General features: G+C 72.9%; 18 protein-coding genes. 9 read left to right on the top strand and 9 right to left on the bottom strand.

What is annotated here, in order from left to right:
* Nucleotides 1–6 precede the first annotated feature (6 nt).
* Together GD880_RS09185 and GD880_RS09180 are read left to right on the top strand one after the other, a co-directional pair.
* Entirely contained in the window at nt 7–1,344 is a 1,338-nt protein-coding gene (locus tag GD880_RS09185) for a flavin monoamine oxidase family protein (RefSeq protein WP_152231313.1), read from the top strand.
* A gap of 102 nt (nt 1,345–1,446) precedes the next feature.
* A complete protein-coding gene (locus GD880_RS09180; RefSeq protein WP_152231312.1) occupies nt 1,447–2,877 on the top strand; it encodes an aldehyde dehydrogenase family protein in 1,431 nt (476 codons plus the stop codon).
* 197 nt (nt 2,878–3,074) lie between these two features.
* On the opposite strand, the gene GD880_RS09175 is transcribed toward GD880_RS09180, so the two are convergent.
* From GD880_RS09175 to GD880_RS09145, 7 genes are all read right to left on the bottom strand, one after another.
* On the bottom strand, nt 3,075–4,721 hold the full coding sequence (locus GD880_RS09175) for a thiamine pyrophosphate-binding protein (protein WP_226909510.1): 1,647 nt from the start codon (nt 4,719–4,721) through the stop codon (nt 3,075–3,077).
* 250 nt (nt 4,722–4,971) lie between these two features.
* A complete protein-coding gene (locus tag GD880_RS09170) occupies nt 4,972–5,793 on the bottom strand; it encodes an HpcH/HpaI aldolase family protein (RefSeq protein WP_152231310.1) in 822 nt (273 codons plus the stop codon).
* Nucleotides 5,778–6,563 (bottom strand): fumarylacetoacetate hydrolase family protein, encoded by a 786-nt coding sequence (locus GD880_RS09165; protein ID WP_152231309.1) that lies wholly within the window; start codon nt 6,561–6,563, stop codon nt 5,778–5,780. The genes GD880_RS09170 and GD880_RS09165 overlap by 16 nt, the downstream gene beginning before the upstream one ends.
* Before the next feature lie 60 nt (nt 6,564–6,623).
* On the bottom strand, nt 6,624–7,727 hold the full coding sequence (gene hpaD / locus GD880_RS09160) for a 3,4-dihydroxyphenylacetate 2,3-dioxygenase (protein WP_405002741.1): 1,104 nt from the start codon (nt 7,725–7,727) through the stop codon (nt 6,624–6,626).
* A gap of 156 nt (nt 7,728–7,883) precedes the next feature.
* Complete coding sequence (hpaE, locus tag GD880_RS09155; RefSeq protein ID WP_152231307.1) at nt 7,884–9,452, bottom strand: 5-carboxymethyl-2-hydroxymuconate semialdehyde dehydrogenase; 1,569 nt, start codon at nt 9,450–9,452, stop codon at nt 7,884–7,886.
* A 22-nt stretch (nt 9,453–9,474) separates the two neighbouring features.
* Nucleotides 9,475–10,242 carry a GntR family transcriptional regulator gene (locus GD880_RS09150; protein ID WP_152231306.1) on the bottom strand — a complete coding sequence of 256 codons (768 nt, stop codon included), beginning with the start codon at nt 10,240–10,242 and terminating at the stop codon, nt 9,475–9,477.
* Complete coding sequence (locus tag GD880_RS09145) at nt 10,224–11,726, bottom strand: fumarylacetoacetate hydrolase family protein (RefSeq protein ID WP_152231305.1); 1,503 nt, start codon at nt 11,724–11,726, stop codon at nt 10,224–10,226. Before GD880_RS09145 ends, GD880_RS09150 begins: the two co-directional genes overlap by 19 nt.
* 137 nt (nt 11,727–11,863) lie before the next feature.
* Between GD880_RS09145 and GD880_RS09140 the strand changes: the two genes are divergently transcribed.
* Nucleotides 11,864–13,261 carry an MFS transporter gene (locus GD880_RS09140; RefSeq protein ID WP_152231304.1) on the top strand — a complete coding sequence of 466 codons (1,398 nt, stop codon included), beginning with the start codon at nt 11,864–11,866 and terminating at the stop codon, nt 13,259–13,261.
* Nucleotides 13,262–13,320: 59 nt separating this feature from the next.
* Here the strand turns inward: GD880_RS09140 and GD880_RS09135 are convergent, their stop codons facing one another.
* Nucleotides 13,321–14,046: an IclR family transcriptional regulator gene (locus tag GD880_RS09135; protein ID WP_152231303.1), complete on the bottom strand. Its 726-nt coding sequence runs from the start codon at nt 14,044–14,046 to the stop codon at nt 13,321–13,323.
* A 138-nt stretch (nt 14,047–14,184) separates the two neighbouring features.
* Between GD880_RS09135 and GD880_RS09130 the strand changes: the two genes are divergently transcribed.
* Together GD880_RS09130 and GD880_RS09125 are read left to right on the top strand one after the other, a co-directional pair.
* Nucleotides 14,185–16,089, top strand: coding sequence for an FAD-binding monooxygenase (locus tag GD880_RS09130; protein WP_152231302.1), 1,905 nt, complete (start codon nt 14,185–14,187; stop codon nt 16,087–16,089).
* Between the two features lie 16 nt (nt 16,090–16,105).
* Entirely contained in the window at nt 16,106–17,599 is a 1,494-nt protein-coding gene (locus GD880_RS09125) for an NAD-dependent succinate-semialdehyde dehydrogenase (protein ID WP_152231301.1), read from the top strand.
* A 180-nt stretch (nt 17,600–17,779) separates the two neighbouring features.
* Here the strand turns inward: GD880_RS09125 and GD880_RS09120 are convergent, their stop codons facing one another.
* A complete protein-coding gene (locus tag GD880_RS09120) occupies nt 17,780–18,469 on the bottom strand; it encodes a GntR family transcriptional regulator (RefSeq protein WP_152231300.1) in 690 nt (229 codons plus the stop codon).
* A 539-nt stretch (nt 18,470–19,008) separates the two neighbouring features.
* Between GD880_RS09120 and GD880_RS09115 the strand changes: the two genes are divergently transcribed.
* The 4 genes from GD880_RS09115 (at nt 19,009) to GD880_RS09100 (ending at nt 24,813) form a co-directional block, all read left to right on the top strand.
* Nucleotides 19,009–21,063: a DEAD/DEAH box helicase gene (locus GD880_RS09115; RefSeq protein ID WP_152231299.1), complete on the top strand. Its 2,055-nt coding sequence runs from the start codon at nt 19,009–19,011 to the stop codon at nt 21,061–21,063.
* Nucleotides 21,064–21,240: 177 nt separating this feature from the next.
* Nucleotides 21,241–22,599, top strand: a complete 1,359-nt coding sequence (gene mgtE, locus GD880_RS09110; RefSeq protein WP_152231298.1) for a magnesium transporter — start codon at nt 21,241–21,243, stop codon at nt 22,597–22,599.
* Nucleotides 22,600–22,736: 137 nt separating this feature from the next.
* Nucleotides 22,737–24,038 carry an amidohydrolase gene (locus tag GD880_RS09105; protein ID WP_152231297.1) on the top strand — a complete coding sequence of 434 codons (1,302 nt, stop codon included), beginning with the start codon at nt 22,737–22,739 and terminating at the stop codon, nt 24,036–24,038.
* A gap of 136 nt (nt 24,039–24,174) precedes the next feature.
* Nucleotides 24,175–24,813 (top strand): trimeric intracellular cation channel family protein, encoded by a 639-nt coding sequence (locus GD880_RS09100; protein ID WP_452176736.1) that lies wholly within the window; start codon nt 24,175–24,177, stop codon nt 24,811–24,813.
* Nucleotides 24,814–24,822 lie beyond the last annotated feature (9 nt).

Genomic DNA, 24,822 nt, shown 5'->3' with positions numbered 1-24,822 from the left:
CACCACGTGAACAGCACCGACGTCATCGTCGTGGGCGCCGGGTTTGCCGGGCTCATCGCCGCCCGCGAGCTCTCCCACCGCGGGCTCAAGGTCACCATCCTCGAGGCGCGAGACCGCGTCGCCGGCCGCACGCACCTTGACGAGCGGATGGGACGCAACCTCGAGCTCGGCGGCACCTGGGTCCACTGGACCCAGCCCTACGTGTGGGCCGAGATGGGCCGCTACGGCATCGAGCCGGTCGCGGGACCGGAGTTCACGAAGGCCTACTGGACGGTCAACGGGCGACGCCGCGAGGGCGGCGCCGACGAGCTGCTGGATCTCCTGGACGCTCCGAACCGGGCCCTGCTCGCGGACGCCCGCCGGTACTTCCCGCTCCCGTGGTCACCGCTGGCCAACCCGGCGGTGGCCGACATCGACCACCTCACCGTCTCGCACGTCATCGACGGGCTGCAGCTCGGTGAGGACGAGCGCGAGCTCCTGCGCTCCTTCTGGGCCCTCAACTTCAACGGCAAGCTGGACGAGGCCGCGTACACCCAGGCCCTGCGCTGGTGTGCCGTGGCGACCGGGCACTGGCAGGTCATGTTCGAGGCCTGCGCGACCTTCAAGATCGCGGGCGGGACCCGCCGCCTCGCCGAGGCCATCCTCGACGACTCCGGTGCAGACCTCCGTCTCGGTCACCCCGTCGTCGCCGTGCGGCAGGACGGGGCGACGGCCGTGGCCGAGACCGTGGATGGCCAGCGGTTCACCGGGAAGCAGCTCGTGCTTGCGCTGCCCCTGAGCGTCCTGAACGGCATCAGCATCGAGCCGGCGCTCTCGCCGACCAAGGTGGCGGCCGCCGCTCGTGGCCAGGCGGGGCGCGGGGCCAAGCTGTGGATCAAGGTGGCAGGTCGCCAGGAGCGCTTCGTCGCCATGGGGCCGGCGACCGCTCCGCTGAACTTCGTCCAGGCCGAGTACATCGACGAGGACACCACCACCCTCGTGTGCTTCGGGCCCGATGCCGCCGCCGTGGACGTCGAGGACGTCGATGCCGCCCAGCGACACCTCGACGCTCTCGTCCCGGGCATGACGGTGCTCGAGATCGCCGGCCACGACTGGGTCGACGATCCCAACTCCCGCTCGACGTGGCCCATGCACTACGCGGGCTACCTCACCCGGTCCCTGGCTGAGCTGCAGCGTCCTGAGGGTCGCATCCACCTCGCCGGCTCCGACTTCGCCGACGGTTGGGGCGGCTTCATCGACGGGGCCATCGAGAGCGGGCTGCGCGCCGCGCGGAACGTGGCGCACGAGCTGGGCCGCGGGGATCGGACGTCGGTCGCGGCCGACGCCGCCGCGGTCCCCGCCTGACCTGCCTGCTTCCCTTTCGCATCGGTGTGGGCCTGGGGGCACGTCCCGCTCCATGGCCGCGCCGCTGCATCTCGCCGACCATCCCAAACCTGAGAGAGAACGATGACCGAGACTCAGACTCAAACGCCTCTGTCGTACGCGGACCTGCTCGCCTCTGTCGTGCCGGCCGAGGGTGGCCGGGAGATCCTGGACCCGGCGACCGGCGAGGTCGTGGGCCGGGCGCCGGAGCACACGGCCGCCGACCTCGACGCCGCGGTCGCGGCCGCCCGCGCCGCCCAGCCGGCGTGGGCGGCGCTCGGCCACGAGCGCCGCGCCGAGTACCTGACCCGGGCCGCCGACGCCGTCGAGGCCTCCGCCGAGGCGCTGGCCGAGCTGCTCTCGCGCGAGCAGGGCAAGCCGCTCAACGGCCCCAACGCCCGTTTCGAGGTCGGCGCCTGCGCGGCCTGGCTGCGTACCACCGCCGCCTTCGAGCTGGCCCCGGAGGTCCTCGTCGACGACGGCGGCGGCCGCGCCGAGCTGCACTACCGGCCGCTCGGCGTCGTCGGGGCGATCGGGCCGTGGAACTGGCCGATGATGATCAGCGTCTGGCAGCTGGCCCCGGCCCTGCGGATGGGCAACACCGTGGTCATGAAGCCCTCGGAGTACACCCCGCTGAGCGTGCTCGCGCTCGCCCGCGTGCTCAACGAGGTGCTGCCCGAGGGTGTCCTGCACGTGGTCTCCGGCGGGCGCGAGGTCGGCGAGGGGCTCGCGGCCCACCCGGGCGTGGACAAGATCATGTTCACCGGCTCCACCGCCACCGGCAAGGCGATCATCCGCTCCTCCGCGGACACGGTGAAGCGGCTGACCCTCGAGCTCGGCGGCAACGACGCCGGCATCGTCCTGCCCGACGCGGACCCGGCGGCTATCGCCCAGGACCTGTTCTGGGGGGCGTTCATCAACACCGGGCAGACCTGCGCGGCCCTGAAGCGTCTGTACGTCCACGAGGACCTCTACGAGGCGGTGTGCCAGGCGCTGACCGCGGTCGCCGCCCAGATGCCGATGGGGGTGGGCCTGGAGGAGACCAACGTGCTCGGCCCGCTGCAGAACAAGGCCCAGTTCGACATCGTCGCGTCCCTGGTGCAGGCCGCGAAGGACGCCGGCGCCCGGGTCCTGGTCGGCGGCGACCCCGACCCCGACCAGCCCGGCTACTTCTACCCCACCACACTGGTGGCGGACATCGCCAACGACAACCCGCTGGTCGCCCGGGAGCAGTTCGGCCCGGCCCTGCCGATCATCAAGTACTCCAGCATCGAGGAGGCGGTGGCCATGGCCAACGCCCTCGACGTCGGCCTCGGCGCCTCCGTCTGGGGCACCGACCTGGAGGCGGCCCGGGCCGTCGCCGCGCGCATCCAGGCCGGCACCGTGTGGATCAACAAGCACGGCGCCGTCGACCCGCGCGTGCCCTTCGGCGGCGCCAAGCAGTCCGGCTACGGCCTCGAGTTCGGCGTCGAGGGCCTCAAGCACCTCGGCGCCCCCCAGGTCATCAGCTACTGAAGCCGGCGCTGGTGGCGACCGTCCCGCGAGGTCGCCACGCGTCTGCCGACGGGGCTCGGCGTCGGTCCGCTGGACCGGCGCCGAGACTCCCCGGGGGCGCCGAGCCCCCCGGGGGACTTCGTGCCAGACGGCAACCGCTGGCCGCGTGTCGCGGGCGGTGGTTGCGCGCCGAATAGCGAGGGCTTTGCGCTCCGAGGTCAGCGCCGCACGAGGGTGCGTTGGACGATCTCCTGGATGTAGGGGGCGACGACGCCCTGGGAGATGCGCAGGTCGGCGAGGAACGTGCCCGGGGCGCCCGCGCCGAGCCAGTCCTCCACGGCCTGGAGGTCCTCGAGCCGGGCGATGGTGGCCGCGGCGGCGCCCAGGCCGCGCGCGACGGTGGCGAAGTCGACCTCGTCGATGACCATCGGCGTGCGGTCCAGGCCCTGGGAGCCGTACTGGTGGACCTCCGCGCCGTAGGCGGCGTCGTTGAACACGAGGACGAGGGCGCTGCGGGCACAGCGGATGAGGGTGTCGAGGTCGGGCAGCCCCATGAGGCCGCCGCCGTCGCCGGTGGCGACGACGGTCAGCGCGTCCGGGCGGGCCACGGCGGCGCCGGGCGCGGAGGGGAAGCCGAGGCCGATGGCCTGGGTCGCGGTGCCGACGAGGGTGATGGAGTCGGCGGCGGGGAGGTCGAGGTAGGTGTTGGCCCAGCCGAGGAAGTGCCCGCCGTCGGAGACCACGAGCCGGTTGGCGGGCAGCAGCGCGTCGAGGCGGCGCATCACCGTGCGCGGGTCGAGCCGGCCGTCCGGGGCGGCGTCGTCGCCGGCGGGCCGGGCGAACTGGAGCCGGCCGTCCGTGGCCGCGGCGGCCACCCCGCCCCATGGCTCGGCGGGGGCGGGCCGGCCGTCGAGCCCCTCGAGAAGCCCGAGGACGGCGAGGGCGGCGTCGCCGCGGACGTAGTGACCGACCACCGGGTGCGTGGGGGCCTCGGCCACGTCGACCTGGATCACGCGCGCGCCGGGGGCGAAGGCGGAGCCGAAGGAGGTGGTGAACTGGTTGAGCCCGGCGCCGACGACGAGGACGACGTCGGCCTGGCGGACGAGGTCCGCCGTCGGCTCGGAGGCGAAGCCGCCGCACACGCCGAGGTCGTAGGGCCGGCCGGCGAACAGCCCGCGGGCCGGGGCGCTCGTGGCGGTCAGCGCCCCGAGGCGGTCGGCGAGCGTACGCAGCTGCGCGGCGGCGGCCTTGGCGCCGCGGCCGGCCAGGACGAGCGGGCGCTCGGCCGCCTGGAGCAGGCGGGCGGCCTGCGCCAGGGCGGTCGGGTCGGGCGTCGCGGGGGCCGGCGGCGGCGGCATGGCCGGGACGGCGTCGTCCGCGGCGGGCGCGGTGGCGAGGTCGTAGGGGAGGGCGAGCACGACGGGGACCCGGTGCGCCAGGGCGTGCGCGGCCGCCTCGACGGTGGTGCGGCCCGGGGCGGCGGCGTCCAGGACCATGGTCACGGCCCCGACCGCCGCGGCCAGCTGGGGCTGGGCCACGTCCCAGGGGCGGGGCCCGGCCGTGGGCGCGTCCCCGACGACGAGGAGGAGCGGGGTGGCCGCCCTGGCGGCCTCGGCCAGGGCGGTGAGGGTGTTGGTGAACCCCGGCCCGTAGGTGGTCGTGGCCACCGCCAGGCGCCCGCAGACCCGGTGGTAGGCGTCCGCCGAGGCGACGGTGGCGGCCTCGTGGCGCACGGCGGTGACCCGCGCCGGTGTGCGCGCGAGCGCGTCGAGGATGTACGCGTTGCCGTTGCCCATCAGGGCGAAGACGTCATCGGCGAGCGCGGCGACGGCGGCGGCGACGACCTCGGAGACGGTTCTCGTCACGGGAGTGGCCTTTCGGTCGGGGCTCCGCGGCGGTGCGGAGCGGCGGGTGTGTCGTGGGCCCCGCGGCGGTGCGGAGCGGGGGGTCTGTCGGGGCTCCGCGACGGTGCGGAGCGGCGGGTGTGTCGTGGGCCCCGCGGCGGTGCGGAGCGGCGGCGGGAGCATCCGGCCCGGGGGAGCGCCGCCGGGCCGGGTGACCGGCTGCTCGTCGAGAGAGTACGGCCGGCGCGCCCGAGCGGCGCGCCGGCCTTCGTCAGTAGCTCGCGCGGGCGCCGTCGTCGGCGGCGGGCACGAACGCGGCGGCGAGGGCCTCCGAGCCGCGGGCGAGCAGCGCCACGTCGGCGCCCACCAGCACGAAGGCGGCGCCGGCCTCCATGTACGCGCGGGCGACGGCGGGGTCGAACGCGTTGACGCCGACCGGCTTGCCGGCCGCGCGCACCGCGTCGAAGGCGCGCCGGACGGCAGCGACGACGTCGGGGTGGCTCTGCTGACCGATGACCCCCATGGACGCGGCGAGGTCGGACGGGCCGACGAAGACGCCGTCGACGCCGTCCACGGCGGCGATCTCCGCGGCGGCCGCCACGCCCTCCGCGGTCTCGATCTGCACGAAGAGCGACACGTGCGCGTCGGCGTCGGTGAGATACCCGTCGACGCGGTTCCACCGCGCCGACCGGGCGAGCGCCGAGCCGACGCCGCGGCGCCCGCGCGGGGGGTACCTCACGGCCTCGACGACGGCGCGGGCCTCCTCGGCCGAGGAGACCATCGGCACGAGCAGGTTCTGCGCCCCGAGGTCGAGCACCTGCTTGATGGTCACCACGTCGGCGATGGGCACGCGCACCAGCGGGGTCACCGGGTACGGCGCGACCGCCTGGAGCTGGGCGAGGACGGACTCGAGGCCGTTGGGGGAGTGCTCCATGTCGATGAGCACCCAGTCCAGGCCCGATCCGGCACAGATCTCGGCGACGAGCGGGCTGCCCGAGCAGACCCAGATGCCGGCGAGGGGGCGTGCCGCCGCGCCCCGGACGCGCTGGGTGGTCAGGGCGTCGCGGAAGGTCGGGCTCAGACGAAGCGGCATGCGATGGTCCCCAGCTCTCGGAAGTCGGCCAGCACGGTGTCCCCCGGGTCCACCCACATCGGCCGGGTGAACGAGCCGGCGAGCACGATCTCGCCGGCCTCGAGCCGGTCGCCGTGCTGGGCGAGCTTGTTCGCCAGCCACGCGACGCCCATCGCGGGGTGGTTGAGCACGGCCGCGGCAACGCCGGACTCCTCGATTGTCTCGTTGCGGTAGAGCAGCGCCGAGACCCACCGCAGGTCCACCTCGCCCGGGCGAACCGGGTTGCCGCCATAGATCATCGCGCCCATGGCGGCGTTGTCGCTGATGTTGTCGACGATCGTCTTGTCCTTGAGCTCGATGCGCGAGGAGAGGATTTCCAGTGCCGGAACGACGTACTCGGTCGCCCGGAGGACGTCGAAGACCGTGGCGTCGGGGCCGTCGATGGGCTCGGCAAGCTTGAAGGCGAGCTCGACCTCGATCCGCACGGTGGAGAACCGACCATGCTCGATGACCGCACCGTTCTCGAGAACCATGTCGGCAAAGATGGCCCCGTAGTCGGGCTCGTCGATGCCGGTCGCCGCCTGCATGACCTTCGAGGTCAGCCCGATCTTGCGGCCGACCGGCCGCCGGCCTGCCTCGATGGCGCGGCGGCGCCACTCGTTCTGCACGGCGTAGGCGTCCTCGATACTCATCTCGGGGTGCCGGCCGCTCAACGGCGGGACGGCAGTGCGGGCGCGTTCCGCCTCGGCGAGCTCGTCAGCGATCGCGGCAATGGTCTCAGGCGAGAGCATCCGGTCCTCCCAGTCTTTCTATCGTGTCGGGCCCGCCGGTAGCCGGCGGGAAGAGTGAGGTCACAGCTGGTGCCCGAGCTTGTACTCGCCCTGCTTCCAGCTGGGCAGCGCGTCGGGCTCGTCGCCCTTGCGTGTGTAGGAGAAGCCGTCGGCGCCGATGGTGACCGCCATCTCGCTGGTGTCGGTGCGCGCGGCGACCGGCTTGGGGTTGCCGTCGAGGTCGAGGACGAGGGAGGCCTCGGTGTACCAGGACGGCACGACGGGGCTGCCCCACCAGTCGCGGCGCTGGTTGTCGTGCACGTCCCAGGTGACGACCGGGTTGTCGGGGTCGCCGGTGTAGTAGTCCTGGGTGTAGATCTCCACGCGGTGGCCGTCGGGGTCGCGCAGGTAGAGGTAGAAGGCGTTGGAGACCCCGTGCCGGCCCGGGCCGCGCTCGATGTGGTCCGACAGGCGCAGCGCGCCGAGCTTGTCGCAGATGGCGATGATGTTGTGCTTCTCGTGGGTGGCGAAGGCGACGTGGTGCATGCGCGGCCCGTCCCCGCCGGTCATCGCGGTGTCGTGGACGGTGGGCTTGCGGCGCATCCAGGCGGCGTAGGTGGTGCCCTCGGCGTCCTGGATGTCCTCGGTCACGCGGAAGCCGAGGTCCTCCATGTACTTCACCGCCCGCGGCACGTCCGGGGTGACCTGGTTGAAGTGGTCGAGCCGCACGAGCGCGCCGGGGGTGTACAGGTCGTAGCGCCACGCGAGGCGCTCGACGTGCTCGACGTCGTAGAAGAACTCGTACGGGAAGCCCAGCGGGTCCTCCACCCGCACCGAGTCGCCAATGCCCTTGGTGAACCCCTCCGGGCGTCGCTCGACCCGGCAGCCGAGCTCGGTGTAGAACGCCACCGCCTTGTCGAGGTCCTCGGGGGTGCGCACCCGGTAGGAGAACGCGGCGACCGCCGCGACCGGGCCCTTGCGCAGCACGAGGTTGTGGTGGATGAACTCCTCGAAGCTCCGCAGGTAGACGGTCTCCTCGTCCTCCTCCGTCACCACCAGGTCGAGCACGTCGACGTAGAAGTTGCGGGAGGCCTGCAGGTCGGTGACGACCAGCTCCATGTAGGCGCAGCGCAGAATGTCCGGCGGCGCCGCCTTCGGGGTGGGGATGGGGTCCCTCGAGCGGATCGGGTCCTGCGCGGTGACGACCGGCTCGGGAGAGTTCTGGCTGATGGGAGTGCTCACGTCAGCGTCCTTGCTTCTCTGCGGGTTCGGGTGTTCGGGTATTCAGGAGTTCGGGTCGAGAGGGCGCCGCACCGAGACCGGCGCGGCGCGCCCCTCGGCTCAGCGGGGGTCCGGGTCGTCCAGGTCCGTCGCCTCGTGGGTCTCGACCTTGCCGAAGGTGGGGTTGTGCACCTTGCCGAGCGTGATGTGCACGGCCTGCTGGTCGGTGTAGAAGTCGATCGAGCGGTAGCCGCCCTCGTGACCGAGGCCCGAGGCCTTGACCCCGCCGAACGGGGTGCGCAGGTCGCGGACGTTGTTGCTGTTCAGCCACACCATGCCGGCCTCGATCGCCTGGGCGAAGTTGTGCGCCCGCTTGAGGTCGTTGGTCCACACGTATGCGGCGAGGCCGTACTTGACGCCGTTGGCGAGGGCCAGCGCCTCCTCGTCGGTGTCGAACGGCGTGATCGCGACGACCGGACCGAAGATCTCCTCCTGGAAGATGCGGGCGTCGGCGGCGACGTCGGCGAACACCGTGGGCGCGACGTAGTTGCCGGTCGGGAAGCCCTCGGGCCGCCCGCCGCCGGCGACGAGGCGCCCCTCGGACTTGCCGATCTCGATGTAGCTCATGACCTTCTCGTAGTGCTCGGGGTGCACGAGCGCGCCGACCTCGGTGCGAGGGTCGTGCGGGTCGCCCACGATCACGCGCTTGGCCTGCGCGGCGTAGCGCTCGACGAACTCGTCGTACACCTCGCGCTGGACGAGGATGCGGCTGCCCGCGGTGCAGCGCTCGCCGTTGAGGGAGAACACCCCGAAGATCGTCGCGTCGATCGCGGCGTCGAGGTCGGCGTCGGCGAAGACGACGGCGGGGGACTTGCCGCCGAGCTCCATCGACAGCCCCTTGAGGTACGGCGCGGCGTTGGCGAAGATGATCTGCCCGGTGCGGCTCTCGCCGGTGAAGGAGATGAGCGGCACGTCCGGGTGTTTCACCAGCGCGTCGCCGGCGTCCTCGCCGATGCCGTTGACGAGGTTGAACACGCCTTGGGGCAGGCCGGCCTCCTCGAAGATGCCGGCCCACAGGGACGCCGACAGCGGCGTGAACTCGGCGGGCTTGAGCACGACGGTGTTGCCCGTGGCAAGGGCCGGGCCGAGCTTCCAGGACTCGAGCATGAACGGCGTGTTCCAGGGCGTGATGAGCCCGGCGACGCCGATCGGCTTGCGGTTGACGTAGTTGATCTGGCGGCCGGGCACCTTGAAGGTGTCGTCGGCCTGGGCGACGATCAGGTCGGCGAAGAACCGGAAGTTCTCGGCGGCGCGGCGGGCCTGGCCGAGCGCCTGGGTGATCGGGAGGCCCGAGTCGAAGCTCTCGAGCTCGGCGAGCCGGGCGTCGCGCGACTCGACGATGTCGGCGATGCGGTGCAGCACGCGGGAGCGCTCACGCGGCAGCATCCTGGGCCAGGGCCCCTCCTCGAACGCGCGCTTGGCGGCGGCGACGGCGCGGTCGACGTCGGCCTTCTTGCCGGCGGCGGCCCGGAGGTACGTCTGGTTCGAGACAGGGTCGAGCACGTCGAACGTGTCGCCGTCGGCGGAGTCGACGAACTCGCCGTCGATGTAGTGCTGGATGCGGTCGGGCAGGTCGGCGGGCACGTGGTGCGCGGCCGTCGCGGTCGATTCGGTCCTGGTGTCACTCATGGGATCCTCCGGTGGGATGCGGTCAGGATGCGGGTCGGCCCAGCGCTGAGGCTGGGGAAGCGGAGCTGCCCGGCGCCTCGCCGGGATGCACAGGTTCGTCGTCGGGGTGCTGGTGGCTCAGGTAGGCGGCGAGGGTGGCCGAGCGGTGCCCCCGGGCCGCCCTCTCGATCTCCGCCGGGGGCGCGCCGGCCTCGATGAGCCGCAGGATGCCCTCGTGCTCCCGCACGGACTCCTGCGCGCGGCCGGGCACGAAGCTGAAGGTCGACTCGCGCAGGTGCCCCAGGCGCGCCCACTCGGCGTTGACGAGCTCGACCAGCCGCGGGTTCGCGCACGGCGCGAACAGGATGGAGTGGAACTTCTGGTTGAGCGTCGTGAACGCCCGGGGATCGAAGTGGTCCAGGGTGTCGATCATCAGCTCGTTGATCTCGCGCGCCTGACGGACGTCGGCGACGGTCAGCCCGGGGGCCGCGAGCGCGGTCGCCGCGCCTTCGAGCATCGCCAGGGCCTCCATGCTGTTCCGGTACTGCGCGTTGTCGATCATCGACACCTGCGCGCCGACGTTGCGCGTGAACGTCACCAGGCCCTCGGCCTCGAGCTGCCGGATCGCCTCGCGCACCGGCACCACGCTCATCCCGAGCTCTGCCGCGACGGTGGCCAGCACCAGGCGGTAGCCCGGGGTGAACTCCTGGCTCAGGATCCTCTCCTTGAGCCAGTGGTAGGCCTGCTGCGACTTGCTCCAGGAGACGGAGGTCCCCGCGGTCGCCGGGGGCGTCACCTGCTGGCGCGCCATGCCTGGTACCGCTCCCGCCACTCGGCGTTCATCGGGAACAGCCCGTCGACCGGGTGACCCGCGGCGACCTGGTCGGCGATCCAGGCGTCCTCGTCCTCCTGGGCGAGGGCGGCGTCGACGGCCTCCTCCACGATCGACGGCGGGATGACGAGGACGCCGTCGCGGTCGCCGACGACGACGTCGCCGGGCTGCACGGTCGTGCCGCCGCAGCCGATCGTCACGTCCGCCTCCCACGGCACGTGCTTGCGGCCCAGCACCGCCGGGTGCGCGCCCTTGGTGTAGACCGGCAGGCCCACGGCGGCCACCGCGTCGTAGTCGCGGACGCCGCCGTCGGTGACGATGCCGGCGGCGCGGCGCGCCTGGGCCCGCAGCGCCAGGATGTCGCCGAGGGTGCCCGACCCCTCCTCGCCGCGCGCCTCGATGACGATGACCTCGCCATCGCCGACGGCGTCGAAGACGCGCTTCTGGGCGTTGTAGCCCCCGCCGTGGCTGGCGAAGAGGTCTTCCCGGTTGGGCACGAACCGCAGGGTGCGGGCGGTACCAACGAGCTTGGCCTCCGGGTGCATGGGCCGGACGCCGTCGACCGTGACGTTGTTCAGGCCCCGCTTGCGCAGCTGCGCGCTCAGGCCGGCCACCGGGGCGCGGTGGAGCTTGTCCCGAAGCGCCCCCGTGAGGCGGAAGGGCTCCGCCTCGGGCTCCAGCCCGGCGGCGGCGCGCGAGCCCCACGCCTCGGCCCGCTGCGTGTCGTCGACCGCGGGCAGCGAGCCCACCGCGTCGTCGAACCCGTGCACGCCCTGCGTCACGGTGGTGATGAGCCGGCCCGAGCTCGGGGCTCCGGGCACGTCGGGGGCATCCACCTCGACCTCGACGACGTCGCCGGGGACGACCACCGAGGACCCGGCGGGGGTGCCGGTGAGGATCACGTCGCCCGGCTCGAGCGTGAAGTGCTGGGAGAGGTCGGCGACGAGCTGGGCGAGGGGGAAGATGAGCCCGGCCGTCGTGTCGTCCTGCCGGAGCTCGCCGTTGACCCACGTGCGCAGCCGCAGCGCGGCGGGGTCGAGCGTGCGGGCGTCGAGGAGGGCCGGGCCGATCGGGGTGAACCCGTCGCCGCCCTTGGAGCGGACGTTGGAGCCCTTGTCGTTGGCCCGCAGGTCGTACAGGCCGAAGTCGTTCGCGGCCGTCACCCACGCGACGTGGCTCCAGGCGTCGGCGAGCGGGACGCGGCGAGCCGTGGCGCCGATCACGAGCGCGATCTCCCCCTCGAAGGCCAGCAGCTCGGTGCCGGCCGGACGTTCGATCGTCCCGCCGGAGGCCTCCACCGAGCTCGACGGCTTGAAGAAGTACGACGGCGCCGCCGGGCGGCGGCCCCGCTGGTCGGCGCGCGATGCGTAGCTGAGATGGATCGCGACGATCTTGCCAGGGCGGCCTGGGAGGGCCGCGAACCTCGGGTCGGTGCCCGTCGCGATCAAGGTGTTGTCAGTCATGAGCTCCCTCGCCCTTGCGCCTCGCCTTGCGTGATATCTGAAAAGATATACGATGGCACCTCGCGGGGCAAGCCCGGAACCCCACCGGCCGTCTCGGAGAAGACAGCGACGTCGTATCGACACAGGAGTCCACAGAGATGAGTTCCTCTCCCACCTTCCCCCCGGGCGCGAGGCCCGGCGGGGCCACCCTCACGGCCGTCGACGAGACGCGGGACCGGAGGCGGGTCGTCTTTGCGACCGTCATCGGAACCACAGTCGAGTGGTACGACTTCTTCACGTACGCCTTCGCCGCCGGGCTCGTCTTCGGCCCCGCCTTCTTCTCCGGGCTCGGCGAGAACAGCGTGCTTCTCTCGTTCGCAACCGTGGGCGTGAGCTTCCTCTTCCGGCCCTTCGGCGCGTTCCTCGCGGGCCACCTCGGCGACAAGTACGGCCGCAAGCTCGTCCTCATGGTCACGCTGATCTTGATGGGCGCGGCCACCGCCCTCATCGGCGTGCTGCCGACGTACGCGGCGATCGGGGTCGCCGCGCCGATCCTCCTCATCCTCCTGCGCGTCGTCCAGGGAGTCTCCGCCGGTGGCGAGTGGGGCGGCGCCGTCCTCATGGCCGTCGAGCACGCCCCGGACAAGAAGCGCGGCCTGTTCGGCGCGGGCCCGCAGACCGGTGTCCCGCTGGGGCTGTTGCTCGCCTCCGGCGTCATGGCGCTCATGGCGATGATCGCCCCGGGGGACGCGTTCCTCGAGTGGGGCTGGCGCATCCCGTTCCTGCTCAGCGTCGTCCTCATCCTCGTCGGGTACTACGTGCGCCGGAAGGTCGAGGAGAGCCCGGTGTTCGCCGAGCTCGCCGAGCGCAAGCAGGAGGCGCAGATGCCGATCCTGCGTCTCTTCTGCAAGCACACCGTCCTGGTCATCGTGACCGCGCTCGTGTTCGCCGGCAACAACGCGGTGGGCTACATGACGACCGGCGGATACATCCAGAACTACGCGACCAACCCCGACGGGCCGATCGCGCTCGACCGCGGCCCGGTGCTGTGGGCCGTCACCGGCTCCGCCATCACGTGGCTGCTCTCGACGATCGTCGCCGGCTGGGCCTCCGACTTCCTGGGGCGGCGCACGACCTACATCCTCGGCTGGGTGCTGCAGCTCGGCGGCGTCTTCGCCCTGTTCCCGCTCGTCAACACCGGCAACCTCGCGCTGCTGTTCGCGGGCCTCGCCCTGCTCACGATCGGCCTGGGCTTCACCTACGGCCCGCAGGCGGCGCTCTACTCGGAGCTCTTCCCGGCCTCGATCCGGTTCTCCGGGGTGTCGGTCTCCTACGCGATCGGGGCCATCCTCGGCGGCGCCTTCGCGCCGATGATCGCGACGGCCATCGTCAAGGCGACGGGCGGCACCGGGGGCGTGACCGCGTACCTCGCCGGGATGACCGTCGTCGGTCTCCTCGCGACGCTGCTGCTGCGCGACCGCTCCGGCATCCCCCTCGGGCCCGACCACGAGGCGGAGCAGCAGGTCAGCCCGGTCCGCGGGCTCTCGCAGGCCTGATCTTCGACGATCCGCTACGGGGCGGGGCCGGCATCGGCCCCGCCCCTGTCGCGCGTGCGTCAGTCGCCCAGCGCCTCGCGGATCGATGTCGCGCTCGCGGCGAGCCGTGCCCCGATCGTCGCCGGCTCGGTCCCGCTCGCGACGTAGACCACCGCGATCGCGGCGGGGGAGCGCCCGCGCAGCCGCAGCGGCACCGCCACCGACTTCACGCTGGGAATGACCTCGTCATGGCTCTGCGCGTAGCCACGCGCGCCGACCGCCGCCACCTCCGCGGTCAGCTGCGCGGAGGCGCCCGACGGCCACTCGGACTCGGGGAGCGCCGTGAGGAGCGCCTTGCCGGGCGCCCCGACGCTCACCGGGTGCCGCGTCCCCGGCCGCTGCGCCACCGAGGCCACCGCGTGCCGCGGCTCGACGCTGGCCAGGATGACGCACTCGTCGTGGTCGAGCACGGCCAGGAAGCACGTCATGCCGAGCTCGTTGGCGACCGTGGTGAGCTCGGGCAGGGCCTCGGCCTGGAGATCGGGGGCGACACCCGCGGCGAGCGACGCCATCCGCGCTCCGAGCGCGACCCCGCCCGTGGGGTCGCGGGTGACCAGCCCGTGGTCCTCGAGGGTGCGCACCAGGCGGTAGGCGATGGAGCGATGGACGCCCAGCCGCTCGGCGAGCTCGTCGATCGTCAGCGGTTCGCCCGCGTCGGCGAGCAGCTCGAGGACGCGGATGCCCCGGCTCAGCGTCTGCGACGCCGGGGCGCTCGCGGGACGACCCCTCGCCGGCTCGGCGGTCATCGTCCGCCGCCGGGGTGGTTGCGCGCGTCACACATCATCGTATACGTTTCCGTTCGATAGTAGAGTAGTGCGTTCGATTATAGAATGCACGGTTGCGGTCTTGCACACCTCGACACCGATGTCCGAGAGGGAATCGCCATGCAGTTCCACCACCACGGTTACGTCTCCGGGGAGCCGCGCGTCCAGCCCGCGGCGGGAGTCGGCATCGGCCGGCCCGACGAGCTGCCCGACGAGGTCGACGTCCTCATCGTCGGCACCGGCCCGGCGGGGATGATCGCGGCGGCCCAGCTGTCCCAGTTCCCCGACGTCACCACCCGCATCATCGACCGCCGGCCCGGCCGGCTGGAGATCGGCCAGGCTGACGGCATCCAGGCGCGCAGCGTCGAGACCTTCCAGGCCTTCGGCTTCGCCAACCGCATCATCGAAGAGGCCTACCGGATCACCGAGATGTGCTTCTGGCGGCCGGACCCGGACGACCCCTCGCGCATCGTCCGCGGCGACCGGCCGAAGGACGACCCGCACGGCATCAGCGAGTTCCCGCACCTCATCGTCAACCAGGCCCGGGTGCTGGACTACTTCGCCGAGTTCATGGCCGACGCACCCACCCGCATGAAGCCGGACTACGGGTACGAGTTCCGCGGCCTCGAGGTGGGCGAGGGGGAGTACCCGGTCGCGGTGACCCTCACCCGCACCGCCGGCGCGCAGGTGGGGCAGGAGCGGGTCGTGCGGGCCAAGTACGTGGTCGGCGCGGACGGGGCCCACAGCGGGGTGCGGCAGTCCATCGGGTGCACGATGCAGGGCGACCAGGCCTTCCACGCCTGGGGCGTCATGGACGTCCTCGCGGTCACCGACTTCCCCGACATCCGCACCAAGTGCGCGATCCAGTCGCACACCGGCGGCAGCATCCTGCACATCCCCCGCGAGGGCGGGCACCTGTTCCGCATGTACGTGGACCTGGGCGAGGTGAACCCGGACGACCACGGCGCCGTCCGCAACACGACGATCGAGCAGATCATCGCCAAGGCGAACGAGATCCTGCACCCCTACACCCTCGACGTGCGCCACGTCGCCTGGCACAGCGTCTACGAGGTCGGCCACCGGGTCACCGACCGGTTCGACGACGTCCCGCCGGCCGAGGTCGGCACGCGCACGCCCCGGGTCTTCATCGCCGGCGACGCCTGCCACACCCACAGCGCCAAGGCCGGCCAGGGCATGAACGTCTCGATGCAGGACGGCTTCAACATCGGCTGGAAGCTCGGCTACGTGCTGTCGGGCCGCAGCCCGGAGAGCCTGCTGGCCACGTACACGGCCGAGCGCCAGGTCATCGCGCAGAACCTCATCGACTTCGACAAGGAGTGGTCCACGCTCATGGCGAAGAAGCCCGAGGAGTTCGCCGACCCGGCCGAGCTCGCGGACTTCTACGTCCGGACCGCCGAGTTCCCCGCCGGCTTCATGACCCAGTACCCGCCCTCGATGCTCGTCGCCGAGGCCACCCACCAGGACCTCGCCACCGGCTTCCCGATCGGCAAGCGCTTCAAGTCCGCCCCGGTGGTCCGGGTGGGGGACGCCAACCCCGTGCACCTGGGGCACCATCACCGCGCCGACGGCCGGTGGCGCATCTACGCCTTCGCCGACGCCGCAGCCCCGGGCCAGGCCTCGGCCGTGGCGGACTGGGCGGCCTGGATGGCCGGCGCGCCGGACTCCCCGGTCGTCACGCACACGACCGCCGGGGCCGACCTCGACAGCCTCTTCGACGTCAAGGTCGTCTACCAGCAGCGCCACGTCGACGTCGACGTCACCCGGGCGCCCGACCTGTTCCGCCCGCGCACCGGCCCGTTCCAGCTCGTCGACTACGAGAAGGTCTACGCCGTCGACCCCGAGCAGGACATCTTCGACCTGCGCGGCATCGACCGCGCCGGGTGCGTCGTCGTCGTGCGGCCCGACCAGTACGTCGCGGCCGTCCTCCCGCTCGACGCCACCGCCGAGATCGCCGCCTTCTTCCGCCAGCACCTGCTCGTCCCGGCCCCCCAGCCGGTGGCCTGACGCCCCGAGGAGCCTCATGACCGACAACCGCCAGACCCAGCTGCTCGACGCCCGCGAGGCCGCGCTCCTCGCGGACCTGCCCGACGGCCTGTTCATCGCCGGAGAGTGGCGCGCCGGCGAGCGCGGCACCACGATCGACGTCACCGACCCCGCGACCGGGGAGGTCGTCAAGACGATCGCCGACGCCTCGCCCGCCGACGGCCTCGCGGCGCTGGACGCCGCCTGCGACGCCTTCCCGGCCTGGGCCGCGACGCCGGCCCGCGAGCGTGCCGAGCTGCTGCGCCGGGCGTTCGACCTCCTGCAGGAGCGCAAGGAAGACTTCGCGCTCCTCATGACCATCGAGATGGGCAAGCCGCTCGCCGAGGCGCGCGGCGAGGTCGCCTACGGCGGGGAGTTCCTGCGCTGGTTCAGCGAGGAGGCCTCGCGCGTCCAGGGCCGCTACGGGCCCAACCCCGAGGGCACCGGTCGCATGATCGTGTCCCAGCACCCGGTGGGCCCGTGCTTCCTCATCACGCCCTGGAACTTCCCGCTGGCGATGGCCACCCGGAAGATCGCCCCGGCCCTCGCCGCCGGCTGCACGGTGGTCGTCAAGCCCGCCGCCCTCACCCCGCTGACGACCCTGTACTTCGTCAAGCTGCTCGAGGACGCCGGGCTGCCCAAGGGCGTGGTCAACGTCGTCACCACCTCGACCTCGGGCGCGGTGTCGGAGCCGATCGTCCGCGACCCGCGGCTGCGCAAGCTCTCCTTCACCGGCTCGACCGGCGTGGGCCAGCGCCTGCTCGAGCAGGCGGCGCAGGGGGTGCTGCGCACGTCGATGGAGCTCGGCGGGAACGCGCCCTTCGTCGTCTTCGACGACGCCGACCTCGACAAGGCGGTCGACGGCGCGATCGCGGCCAAGTTCCGCAACATCGGCCAGGCGTGCACCGCCGCCAACCGGCTCATCGTGCACCGCGACGTCGCCGAGGAGTTCGCCCGCCGGGTCACCGAGCGCGTCCAGGGCTTCGGGATCGGCCGGGGCACCGAGGACGGGGTGACGATCGGCCCGCTCATCAACCAGTCCGCCGTCGACAAGGCCGCCGCCCTGGTGGACGACGCCGTCGCGCGCGGCGCCCACGTGCGCACCGGCGGCCGCCCGGTCGACGGGCCCGGCACCTTCTACGAGCCCACCGTGCTCACCGACGTCCAGCCGGGCAGCGACATCCTCCGCGAGGAGATCTTCGGTCCGGTGCTCGCCATCGTCCCGTTCGACACCGAGGACGACGCCGTACGCCTCGCCAACGACACCGAGTACGGGCTCGTCTCCTACGTCTACACCGAGAACCTCGCCCGCGGGCAGCGCATGATCGAGCGGCTCGAGACCGGGATGATGGGGCTCAACGTCGGCGTCGTCTCCAACGCCGCCGCCCCCTTCGGCGGCTGGAAGATGTCCGGCCTGGGCCGCGAGGGCGGCGCCGAGGGCATCCACGAGTACCTGCAGACCAAGTACACGCTGACGCCGAACCCCTTCTGAGAGGCTGCAGGACCGTCGTCCGCCCCCGGTGCTCGCCGGGCGCGGACGACGGCCCCCGGCGATCCCACGACGACGGCGACCTGGTTCCGGGGCTCCTGCCGGGTGCAGGCGGGGCAGGCGCGCGGACCGGGTCGCCGGCTGGCGGGCAGGGTCGTGACCCGCGTCCGTGCCGACGCCGGATCAGGCGGGCGCCGTCTGGGCGGCCCGCGCGGCGAGGTACTCGTTCAACGTGCGGAGCTTGTGCTCGCGGCTGGCGCGCTCGACCTGGTCGAGCGGCGCGCCGGCGCGGATCAGCCGCAGGATCTCGTCGTGCTCGGCCACCGAGGCGCGGCTGCGGTCGGGCATGATCACGAAGCTCGACCGGCGGATGAAGGACATCCGCTGCCACTCCCGGTGCAGCAGCTCGAGCATCCGGGTGTTGGGGCACGCGCCGCACAGCACCTGGTGGAACTGCTCGTTGAGCTCGGTGAAGCGCACCGGGCTGAAGGCGGTGTCCCGCAGGGCGCGCATCTGCTCGTTCAGCGCGCTCGCCCGCTCCAGCTCCTCCGCGCCCAGGTGCGGTGCGCCGATGCTGGTCGCGGCGCCCTCGAGATAGGCGAGCACCTCCATGGTGTCCGCGTAGTCCTCGGTGTCGATGCCGGCGACCTCCGCGCCCACGTTCCGGGTGAAGGTCACCAGCCCCTCGGCCTCGAGGCGTCGGACCGCCTCGCGCACCGGGACCGGGCTGACGCCGAGCTCACGGCCCAGCTGGTCGAGCACGAGCCGGTAGCCCGCCACGTACTGGCCGGAGACGATGCGGGAGCGCAGCTCCCGGTAGACCATCTCGGACTTCGACACGGCTCCCGCACCGGGGGCAGTCGCCTGCGCCATGATTCATTCCCATCTGGTCGTGCTCGCGGCAACGGCCATCGTATCTGTGACCGTTGTGGGGAACACGCGCCAGCCGCCGGGCGTTGACGGACCAGGGTAGCCGCGCGGCCGCGGGCCGGCGCCCCGGTGGTGAGATCCGCAACCGGTGGCCGATCCAGGCCGGTCGGCGCGATAGCATGAACGTGTCAAGGGCCTTCCGCCGTGCTCGTCTCTCGACGCCGTCGCGTGTCGAGGCCGGTGAGTGGCCCGGGTCCGAGGGGCTGCGGCTCCGGTGTGGACCGTCTCGTGTGCGTCGCGGTGACCGCGCGTCGGGGAGCCGGTTCGCGTGGCGGACGGGCGTCTGCGCGTCCTGCCGCCGATCCGCGCCGCCCGCTCGGCCCGTGGGTCGCTCGCGACCCGCACGGCGCCCGCGTCAACGCCACTGGCGGACGTCGCCAGATCTAGAGGAGGACCGTTTGGGTCGACCAGCCCAGAAGGCAGACACACGCCGCCCCGCCGCACGTCAGCGGCGGGCGCGTCACCACGACGAAGACGGCATCATGCCGGTGCTCGCCCGGGTCGTGCGCGAGGTCGAGGCAGCCGTGCAGCGGGGCCGGGTGGCGCCCTCGGTGCGCACGAAGTTCCAGGTCGTCGCGCTGCTCGTGCGCGAGGAGCGCGCCCGGGTCAAGGCGGACGACACCCTCACCGAGCCCCGGCGCGCCGAGCAGCTCAAGCGCCTCGACGGCATCGCGGTCATCCTCGCCAAGACCGCCGCCCGCGACACGTCCCTGCTGGGCCTGCTCGACGACGACGCCGTGGTCTCCGAGCGCGCCCGGGCGCTGAAGCTCGAGCTCCTGCACGACGCCGGGATCGACCCGGCGCCCGACGACGTCGTGCCGCCGGAGCCGTCGGACGTGGCCGAGGCCCTCACCCGCCAGGTGGTGCCGCCGTCGGTCGTGTCGCGCCAGCTCGCCAACCCCTTCCTCGCCCCCGACTTCTCCGCCGTGCACAAGCGGCAGAGCCGGCCGCGCCGCCTGGCCGGCTGGGAGCTGCTCGGGCCGCTTTTCCGGGCGTTCGAGCTGGGCGGGGCGTCCTCGTGCATGGAGCTGCCCGAGCCCACCGCGGGCTACGCGCCGGCCGGCCTGACGCTCATGCCGCACCAGGCGCGCATGGTGGCGGCAGCCGCGGCGGGGCACCGGACCTTCCTGCTCGCCGACGAGCCCGGCCTGGGCAAGACGGCGCAGGCGCTGCTGGCGGCTGAGGCGGCCCACGCCTACCCGCTGCTCGTCGTCGTCCCCAACGTCGTCAAGACCAGCTGGGCCCGCGAGGCCGGGCGTTGGACCCCCCAGCGCCGCGCCAGCGTCATCGACGGCGACGGTCAGACGGTCGACGGCTTCGCCGACATCATCATCGTCAACTACGACGTGCTCGACCGGCACGCGGGCTGGCTCGGCGAGTTCGGGTTCCGCGGGATGGTGGTCGACGAGGCGCACTACATCAAGAACAAGAAGTCCCAGCGCTCCCAGCACGTGCTGCGGATCGCGGACAGCCTGCGCCTGCGCGCCGGCGACCCGCTGCTGATGGCCCTGACCGGCACCCCGCTGATCAACGACGTCGAGGACTTCCGGGCCATCTGGCAGTTCCTGGGCTGGATCGACGAGACGAAGCCCGTCGGGGAGCTCATGGAGGCCCTCGAGGAGACCGGCCTGACCCCCGCCGACCACGGCTTCTACGCCGCGGCGCGGACGTGCGTGATCGAGCGCGGCATCGTGCGTCGGCGCAAGATCGACGTGGCCGCCGACATCCCGGCCCGGCGCGTCGCCGACCTGCCCGTCGAGCTCGACGGCGAGGCCGGGCGCTCCATCCGCCGGGCCGAGCGTGCCCTCACCCGGCGCCTGGTGTCGCGCTACGAGGCGGCGCTCGAGGCCCGGCACCCGGGCGGCGGCGTCGACGGCATCGACCACGACCTCGTGGTGCAGGTCGCCCGGTGGGAGCGGGCCGGCAAGTCCGGGCCGGAGTCCGGCGAGAACGTCTTCAGCATGATGCGGCGCATCGGCCAGGCGAAGGCCGGCCTCGCCGCCGACTACGCCGCCGAGCTGGCGCACAACGTGGGCAAGGTGGTGTTCTTCGCCAAGCACGTCGACGTCATGGACGCCGCCGAGAAGATCTTCGCCCGCCGCGGCCTGCGCTTCGCATCGATCCGTGGCGACCAGACGCCCTCGGCACGGCAGAAGAACATCGACGCCTTCACCAAGGACGCGGACGTGGCCGTCGCGGTCTGCTCGCTGACGGCCGCCGGGGTCGGGCTCAACCTGCAGGTGGCCTCCAACCTCGTGCTCGCCGAGCTGTCGTGGACCGACGCGGAGCAGACCCAGGCGATCGACCGCATCCACCGCATCGGTCAGGCGGAGCCCGTCACGGCGTGGCGCATCATCGCCGCGCAGACCCTCGACGCGCGGATCGCCGAGCTCATCGACAGCAAGGCCGGCCTCGCCGCGCGGGCGCTCGACGGGTCCGACGAGGAGACGTCCGCCTCGGCCGACGTCCAGCTCGACGCGCTCGTCGCGCTGCTCACGGACGCGCTCTCGCCGTCGGAGGCGCTGGTCGCGGTGTAGCCCCGACGCGGCGACCCGGCGGCTCCGCGGCCGGCGGTGTCGCGCGCTGTCCGCTGCCGCCCGCGGTCGCTCGCGTGAGCGTGGCGAGGCCGCGCGCGTGGGCGCCGCCGGCGCCGGCATGTGGTGGTGTGTGGGGAGGTGAGGGGCGAGCGGGTCGAACGGGGAGGAGGCACGCCCATGGCGCACGTCGGCGACGTGGACCGCGAGCAGGTCACGCGGGACGTCGAGCGAGCTCTTCGGGAGCCGGACCTCGCCCAGCTCACCCGGGCGCTCGCCCCGCTGCCGGTCCCGGACGTCGTCGCCGTCCTGGAGCGGCTGGGCCGACGGGACGGGGCGGTGGCCTACCGGCTGCTCCCCAAGGAGCTGGCGCTGAGGGTCTTCGAGGGGCTCGACCCCGCCTTGCAGGGCGACCTCGTGCGCGGCCTGCAGGACGAGGACGTGGCCCGGGTCTTCGCGCGGCTGAGCCCGGACGACCGGGTAGGCCTGCTCGACGAGCTCCCGGCCTCGGTGGCGAGCCGGCTGCTGCGCGGGCTCGCGCCGCCCGAGCGCGAGCTGACCGCCGTCGTGCTGGGCTACCCCGCCGGCTCGATCGGTCGGCGGATGAGCCCCGGCTACGTCACGATCCGCCCCGAGATGTCCGTGGCGGCGGCGCTGGACCGGGTCCGCTCGCGCCTCGACGACGCCGAGACCGTGTACACCCTGCCCGTCGTCGACGACGAGCGACGGCTGGTCGGCGTCGTCAGCCTGCGCGACCTCATGCGGGCGGAGGGGAGCGTGCGCATCGGCGAGATCGTGCAGCCGCCCTACGCCGCCCTGGCCACCTCCGAGGCCGAGACCGCGGCGCGGCGCTGCGCCGGGCTGAAGCTGCTCGCCCTCCTCGTCGTCGACGAGGAGGGGCGGCTGGTGGGCATCCTCACGGTGGACGACGCCCTACGAATCCTCGAGGAAGCCGAGAGCGAGGATCAGGCCCGCAGCGCCGGGTCCGAGCCGCTGCGTCGTCCCTACCTCGCCACCCCGGTGCGCGCCCTGGTCCGTTCCCGCGTGGTCTGGCTGCTCGTGCTGGCGGTCGGGGCGACGCTCACCGTCCAGGTGCTCGAGGTCTTCGAGGCCACGCTGTCGCAGATGGTGGTGCTCTCGGTGTTCATCCCGCTGCTGATCGGCACGGGCGGCAACACCGGCAACCAGGCGGCCGCGACCCTCACCCGGGCCCTGGCGCTGGACGACGTCTCCCCGGCGGACGTCCTGCGGGTCGTCGCCCGGGAGGCGCGGACCGGGCTGAGCCTCGGGCTCATCCTCGGCGCGGTGGGGTTCGCCGTGACGTCGCTGTTCTACGGCGCGTCGGTGGGGGCCGTCATCGGGCTGACGCTGCTGGCCATCTGCACGCTGGCCGCCACGGTCGGAGGGGTGATGCCGCTGATCGCCAGGACGCTGCGCGTCGACCCGGCGGTGTTCTCCAACCCGTTCATCACCACCTTCGTCGACGCCGCCGGGCTGATCATCTACTTCCTCATCGCCCGGCTGGTGCTGGGCCTGTAGACGTCCCGCCGGCTGGTCCGTCCCCGCCGGCGCCCCGCATGCAGTCCCCGACCCGGCGAGAGATGCTGGTCGTCGCCGCCCCGTGGAGCCGTGTCCGGGACGCCGCCACGGGGCTCGAGGTGTTGGGAGGTAGTCGGATGAGCGCTGCGCCGACCGTCGATTCGGTTCTCCAGGGGCAGGCGGACCTCAAGGAGTGGCAGGAGGGGGTCTACCGCGACCTGCACGCGCACCCCGAGCTCGGCCACCAGGAGACCCGCACGGCAGGGATGGTCGCCGCGGAGCTGCGCGAGCGTGGCTTCGACGTGCACGAGAAGGTCGGCGGCACGGGAGTCGTGGGCGTGCTGGCCAACGGCGACGGGCCGGTGGTCCTCATGCGTGCCGACATGGACGCCTTACCGGTCGCCGAGGCGACCGGCCTGCCCTACGCCAGCTCCGTCCGCACCACCGACGCCGACGGCAACGAGGTGCCGGTGATGCACGCCTGCGGCCACGACGTGCACGTCGCCTGCCTGCTCGGCACGGCCCGCCTGCTCGCGGGGGCGAAGGAGGGGTGGTCGGGCACCTACGTCGCGCTGTTCCAGCCGGCCGAGGAGCTCGCCGACGGCGCCGACCGCATGGTCGACGCCGGGCTCGCGCGGCTCATCCCCAAGCCGGACGTGGCCTTCGCCCAGCACGTGCTCGCCTATCCCGCCGGCACCGTCGGCCCCCACCCCGGCCCGTTCCTCTCGCTGGCGGAGAGCATGCGGGTGACGGTCCACGGCCGCGGCAGCCACGGCTCGATGCCGCACCTGTCCGTGGACCCCGTCGTCCTCGCCGCGATGATCGTCGTCCGCCTGCAGGCGGTGGTCTCCCGCGAGATCCCCCCGGACGAGTTCGCCGTGCTCACGGTGGGCAGGGTCGCGGTCGGGTCGAAGAGCAACATCATCGACGACCACGCGGTGCTCGAGCTGAACCTGCGCGCCTACAGCGAGGAGACCCGGTCCCGGATGGTCGCCGCCATCGAGCGCATCGTCCGAGCCGAGTGCGAGGCCTCGGGCTCGCCGACGGAGCCGGAGTTCGAGACCTACGACCGCTACCCGCTGACGGACAACGACCCGGCGGTCACCGCACGGGTCGCGGCGGCGTTCCGGGAGCACTTCGGTGACGCCACGAAGGACTACGGGCGGCAGACCGCCAGCGAGGACTTCTCGGCGGTGCCGGACGCTCTCGGGGTCCCGTACTCGTACTGGGCCCTCGGCGGCATCGACCCCGAGCTCTACCGGACCGCCGCCGACCGAGGCACGCTGATGGAGGACATCCCGGGCAACCACTCGCCGAAGTTCGCGCCGGTGATCGAACCGACCCTGGAGACGGGGACCGCCGCCGCCGTCGTGGCGGCCCTGGCCTGGCTGGCGCCCTCCGGCCAGGATGGAGACACGTCGTCGCCGGCGTCGAGCTGAGCGGCGGCACCAACGCCACCGGCCCCGTGCTGTCCCGCGAGATCGCGGCGGCTGCGAGGCCGGCGGTCCCGCAGCTGTCATCGGCGGTCCAAGGATCGCCGTCCTCAGAGTCCTCAGAGATGGAGGTCATGTGCTCCTGCACGTCGCTGAGGTCGCCCGCGCGCTGGATCTGCTCGGCGTCTTCGCCTTCGCCGTCAACGGCGCGTTCACCGCCGTGGAGAAGACCCGGGTCGACATCGTCGGCATCCTCGCCCTGGGCATCATCACCGCGCTCGGCGGCGGCATCATCCGCGACCTGTGCATCGGGTCGGTGCCCCCGGCGGCGTTCACCGACCAGTACTACCTGTCCATCGCCGCCGGAGGCGCGCTCATCGCCTTCTTCGTCAGGCGGGTCCCTCGGCTGCTCCACGGCTCCATCCTCGTGCTCGACGCCGTCGGGCTGAGCGTGTTCGCCGTGTCCGGCGCCCAGAAGGCCCTCGCCTTCGGTCTGCACCCCGCACCGGCCATCCTCCTCGGCGCCGTGACGGCCGTGGGCGGCGGGACGATCCGGGACGTGCTCATCCGGGAGATCCCGTCCGTGCTCACCAGCGGGCTGTATGCGATCCCGGCCCTCGTCGGCGCCACCATCACCGTCCTGACCGTCGCCCACGACCCGCGCCTGGCGGTCTGGGGAGCCATCGCCGGCGCCGTGGCGTGCTTCCTCATCCGCATGCTCGGCCTGCGGTACAACGTCGATGCCCCCACCGGGATCGGCCGCCGGGAGCCGCGCGGCTGACCCGGCCGG

The organism is Georgenia ruanii, from assembly GCF_009193175.1.
Classification (GTDB): Bacteria; Actinomycetota; Actinomycetes; order Actinomycetales; family Actinomycetaceae; genus Georgenia; species Georgenia ruanii.
The sequence above is the reverse complement of the archived record's forward strand: the minus strand, read 5'-3'. Positions and strand labels throughout refer to the sequence as shown.